The following is a 4,959-nucleotide window of genomic DNA, read 5'->3' as shown; positions in this document are numbered from 1 at the left end:
AGATCGCCGCCGTCCCGCCCGCCGCGGCCACCCCCTCCCACAGCGCCCCCACCGCGCCCGCCGCCGCCGCGCCCGCCAGCGGCGCCGCCGTCACCGCGCCCCGCTCCACCAGCGCAGCGCCCGCGCCGTGCGGACGTCGAGGGCACCGCGCGCTGGCGGCATCGGTGCCCGTCGCTCCGACCGCCGCGACGCGCGCTCGCGCCCTGGCGGCCTCGCGACGCGAGGGCGAGGCGGGAGCAGCCGGCGCTTGGGCGTCCCCGCGGCGGGCGGGCGGGGGAAGCGAGTGAGCCGCGGGAGGCCGCCGCCGCTGCGCCCGCTCACGCTCCCACCCCGTTCCAGCCGGCCGCCGTCAGCCGTGCCTCCAACGGCTCCGGGAGCGGCAGGCGCCAGCGGCCGCGGCCGTCACGCAGGGCGTACAGCTCGCGCGTGCCGACGCCGCCGGCGACCCGTTCGACGGCGCTGACCGCCACGACGCGGCGACTGCCGTCCCCTTCGCGGCGCTGGTGGACGACGAGGTCGATCGCGCCGGCGACCTGCTCGCGGATCGCCGCGTGCGGAAGCGCGACGTCGGCCATCAGCGCGAGCGTCTCGACGCGCCGCAGCGCCTCCTCGGCCGAACCGGCGTGGACGGTCGAGAGCGAGCCGTCGTGACCGCTGGCCATCGCGCTGAGCATGTCGAGCGCCTCGCCGCCGCGGACCTCCCCCACGACGATCCGGTCGGGCCGCATCCGCAGCGCGTTGCGCACCAGCCGCCGGATCGTCACCTCGCCGCGGCCCTCCAGCGACGGCGGCCGCGCCTCCAGCCGCACGACGTGCGGCTGACGCAGCTGCAGCTCCGCCGCGTCCTCGATCGTCACGATCCGCTCGCCGTCGCCGATGAAGCTCGACAGCGCGCCGAGCGTCGTCGTCTTGCCCGAGCCGGTGCCGCCGCTGACCAGCAGCGTCAGGCGCCCGCGCACGCACGCGCGCAGGAAGTCGTGCAGCGGCGCGTCGATCGTGCCGGCGGCGAGCAGGTCGTCGGGTCCGAAGCCGCGGCGGCGAAAGCGGCGGATTGTCAGCGCCGGCCCGTCGAGCGCAAGCGGCGGGATCACGACGTTCACGCGCGAGCCGTCGGGCAGGCGCGCGTCGCACAGCGGCGCGGCCTCGTCGACACGGCGGCCGAGCGGCGCGAGGATCCGCTCGATCGCGTGACGCAGCTCCTCCACTGACGCGAAGGCGGCGTCGGTCGGCTCGATCCGCCCGCCGCGCTCGACCCACACCGACGCCGCGCCGTTGACCATCACCTCGTCGACGCTCGGGTCGGCCAACAGCGGCTCCAACGGGCCGAGACCGAAGGCGCGCTCGGCGACGCGGCGACGCAGCTCCTCGCGCTCGGCCTCGCTCAGCAGGGCGCCGTCGCGCTCGACCAGCGCACCGATCCGCGCCGGCGCCTCGGCCGCCCCGCCTTCCCCCGCCGCATCGTGCACCAGGCGCTCGTGCAGCTCCCCGGCAGCCTCGTCAAGTCGTCGCGCTCGTTCGCTCATGGCGGCCTTGAGCCGCCAACCTGGCGCGTTTCGCCCCCCAGATGTCAGATCTGGCGCAAGTTGCGGGCTGTGCGGCCGATCAACTGGGAGATGAGCGTCGAGCTCGCCGATTCCCCCTTCCCCGCAGCGGACGACGTCGCGATCGCGCGCCAGCCGATCCACGACCGCTGGACCCGCGTCGTCGGCTACGAGCTGCTGTTCCGCGGCGCCACCCACCGCGCCGGCTTCGACGAAGAGCGCGCGACCGCCAGCGTGATCGTCGAGACCTTCACCGGCATCGGCGTCGGCGTCGTCGTCGGGCGCCAGCCGGCGCACGTGCACCTCTCGCGGCGCTTCCTGCTCGAGCTGCACGCCTTCGCGCTGCCGGCCGACCGCGTCGTGCTCGAAGTCGACGCGCCCGACCGCAACGACGCCGCGGTGCGCACCGTGCTGGAGCGGCTCGCCGAGCAGGAATACCGCATATCGCTCGAGTGCGATCCGCTCGGCCCGCTGCCCGATCCCGCGCTCACGCGAATCGCCGACAGCGTCAAGCTCGACGTCAGCGACCTCACGCCCGAGCAGCTGACCGACGCCGCCGAGCGCTTCAGCGCGACGACCAGCAACCTGATCGCGGCCGGCGTCGACACGCCGGCGCTGCTGAAGGCCTGCCGCGCGCTCGGCTTCCACGGCTTCCAGGGCTTCTTCTTCTGCACCCCCGACGTCGTCCGCTCGCACACGCCGCCGGTCTCGAGGCTGACGGAGCTGCGCTCGCTCGCGACGCTCTACTCGCAGACGCTCTCCTTCGAGGAGTTCGAGCGCGTGATCACCCGCGACGTCGGGCTCAGCTACCGGCTGCTCTGCTACCTCAACTCGGCCTTCTTCAACCTCCCCCGCCACGTCGCCTCCGTGCGCGAGGCGCTGATGATGCTGGGGATGAAGGCCGTCCGCCGTTGGGCGACGCTGATCGCGCTCTCCGGCAGCGAGGAGAAGCCGAACGAGCTGACCGTGACGGCGCTGCTGCGCGGCCGTCTCTGCGAGCTGATCGGCCGGCGCCGCCCGGCCGCGACCGTCGGCTCAGACGCCTTCTTCACGGTCGGGCTCTTCTCCGTCATGGACGCGATCATGGACGCGCCGCTGGACGAGGTGCTGGAGGCGCTGCCGCTCAACGCGGAGGCGCGGGTGGCGCTGCTCGACCGCACCGGCCCGATGGGCGACGCGCTCGCCGCGATCATCGCCTACGAGAGAGGCGACCTGCGCGAGGTCGAGAAGCGCCTCCCGGGCCTCAACATGACCGAGCTGTACATCTCGGCGGTCCGCTGGGCCGACGCCGCCTGCGGCGCGCTCGACGAAGGCGAGACGGCGACGACGGCCGGCGCTCAGGAGAGCGACGACGCCGACGGCGACGACGAGCTGACGTCGATGCCGGCCTGAGCCAGCTCGCTGGCCGGCAGCCGCCGGCCGTCGGCGACGGGGACTCCGGATGCGTCCGCGGCGTCGATCAGCTCGCGCGCGATGACGCGCACGATCGCCTCGACGACGTCGGGCGCGAACTGCTCGCCGGCATGCGCGCGCAGCTCGTCGAGCGCCGCCTGCGGTGAGCGGGCGCTGCGGTAGGAGCGGTCGGTCGTCATCGCGTTGAAGGCGTCGCAGGCGGCGACGACGGCCGCCTCTCTGGGGATCGTCTCGCCGCGCAGGCCATCGGGGTAGCCGCCGCCGTCCCAGCGCTCGTGCGAGGCGCGCACGATCCTGCCGATGTCGGCGAGCGGGCCGCCGACGCGGTCGAGCATCCGCTGGCCCTCGACCGTGTGCGTCTTCATCAGCTCCCACTCCCGCTCGTCGAGCGGGCCCGGTCTGTTGATGATCTCGGTCGGGATCACGATCTTGCCGATGTCGTGCAGCAGCGCGGCCAGCTCGACGTTGTGGCGCTCGCGGTGGTCGAGGCCGAGCTCGTCGGCGACCTCGAGCGACAGCGCGACGACGCCGCGGGTGTGGTCGCCGCCGGTGTACTCGTCGGCATCCTCCAGCAGGTCGCCGAGCAGCATCGCGATGCCGCGGTAGGCGCCGCCCAGCTCGAGCGCCTGCTCCAGCCGCTCGTTGCGCTCGCGCGCGAAGACGGTCAGCAGCAGCGCGAGCGGCAGCACCAGCAGGAAGGCGTAAGGGCGGTCGACGGAGGCGATCGCCGCGAGCACGCCGGCCGGCGTCAGCAGCGCGTCGACCAGCCACACCCACTCCAGCGCGCGCAACTGGTCGCGCAGCGGTATGTCGAGCGCGAGCTTCGAGCGGACGGCCGAGACGACCAGCTCGATGCCGAACTGCGCGAACAGCGCCGGCAGCAGCCAGATCCAGTCGCCGCCGACGGGGTCGACGGCACCGGCGGCGAGCAGCACCAGCGCCGGGCCGACGGCATGCCAGGCGTCGCCGGGCAGCATCAGCGCGCGCGCCGGATGGAGCTTGCCGCGGATGTAGTCGGGCAGGTTGCCGACGACCATGCCGAGCAGCACCAGCAGCGGCACCAGCTCGGTCGGCAGCGTGTAGAGCATCGTCACGAAGACGAGCTGCGTCGGCACGGTGTGGCCGGCGCCGGCGTAGAAGCGAACGTGGCTGAGGGCGCCGTAGGCGAGCACCAGGACGATCGCGGGGCCGATCTCGAGGTCGCGGCCGGAGTCGAACCCGATCGCGATCGCGATCACGGCGGCGAGGAACGGCAGGCCGATCGCCAGCTCGGCGCGGATCTCGTGCCAGGACGGGGCTTCGGCGCGTCTCATCGGCGCGCTCCGCAAGCGGGCGCGTCGGCGCGCGCCGAGCCGGCCGTGCCAGACGATGGCACGGCAGCGGTCGTCGACGGACGGACGAAGACGGGCACGACCCCGAATGTGAGCAGTCTCCTTGACATGCGCTCAGCGAGTGGATCGGCGCGAGCGACCGATCCCTTGAGTCCCGCGTGACGATCGGCACACGCGGAGGGTGATACCGGCTGGCGCCGCCGACTGACGCAATCCACGTTGCAGCAGCGCCCGAGCGCTCATCGCAGTCGCTCGTCGACCGCGAGCCCGGCGCGTCCGCGCCTGCGGTCCGTCGGGGCGCGCGGCAGCAGCCGCAGCTCGCGCGCGAAGCTCTGGGCTGCCGCGAGGTAGACCGCCTGCGCGACCGTCACCCGCAGCGACGCGGCGACCGTCGCGCCGCCCGGCTCCGCCGACGCCTCGACCGCGGCCGGCGGTGCGCCCGCGTCCAGCACCTCGACGTCCTCCAGCGCCAGCACAGTCGTGCCGGGACGGTTGCCGGCGGCGTCGCGCGTCACGAGCACGTCGACGCGGGCGCCGGCGACGACGGTCGCCGGATCGCCGCGCGCGAGCACCTCGGCGACGCGCTCGCCGGCGCCGACCGGCGGTGCCGCCGCGCCGGGCGTCCGCAGCACCGCGCGGGTGACATAGGCGCCGGCCGGCAGCGCGACTGCCGC

At 74.6% G+C, this 4,959-nt stretch carries 4 protein-coding genes; 1 reads left to right on the top strand and 3 read right to left on the bottom strand.

Annotation, left to right across the window (positions count from 1 at the left end):
* Nucleotides 1-317: 317 nt before the first annotated feature.
* Nucleotides 318-1,523 (bottom strand): CpaF family protein, encoded by a 1,206-nt coding sequence (locus R7226_RS30925; RefSeq protein WP_318601397.1) that lies wholly within the window; start codon nt 1,521-1,523, stop codon nt 318-320.
* A 90-nt stretch (nt 1,524-1,613) separates the two neighbouring features.
* Between R7226_RS30925 and R7226_RS30920 the strand changes: the two genes are divergently transcribed.
* Nucleotides 1,614-2,933: an EAL and HDOD domain-containing protein gene (locus tag R7226_RS30920; RefSeq protein WP_318601396.1), complete on the top strand. Its 1,320-nt coding sequence runs from the start codon at nt 1,614-1,616 to the stop codon at nt 2,931-2,933.
* Here the strand turns inward: R7226_RS30920 and R7226_RS30915 are convergent.
* Nucleotides 2,879-4,267: an HD-GYP domain-containing protein gene (locus R7226_RS30915; protein WP_318601395.1), complete on the bottom strand. Its 1,389-nt coding sequence runs from the start codon at nt 4,265-4,267 to the stop codon at nt 2,879-2,881. The genes R7226_RS30920 and R7226_RS30915 overlap by 55 nt on opposite strands.
* Nucleotides 4,268-4,524: 257 nt before the next feature.
* On the bottom strand, nt 4,525-4,959 hold a 435-nt coding region (locus tag R7226_RS30910; RefSeq protein ID WP_318601394.1), incomplete at its 5' end, for an RcpC/CpaB family pilus assembly protein.

This window comes from Conexibacter stalactiti, assembly GCF_033542075.1.
Lineage (GTDB): Bacteria > Actinomycetota > Thermoleophilia > Solirubrobacterales > Solirubrobacteraceae > Conexibacter > Conexibacter stalactiti.
The sequence above is the reverse complement of the archived record's forward strand: the minus strand, read 5'-3'. Positions and strand labels throughout refer to the sequence as shown.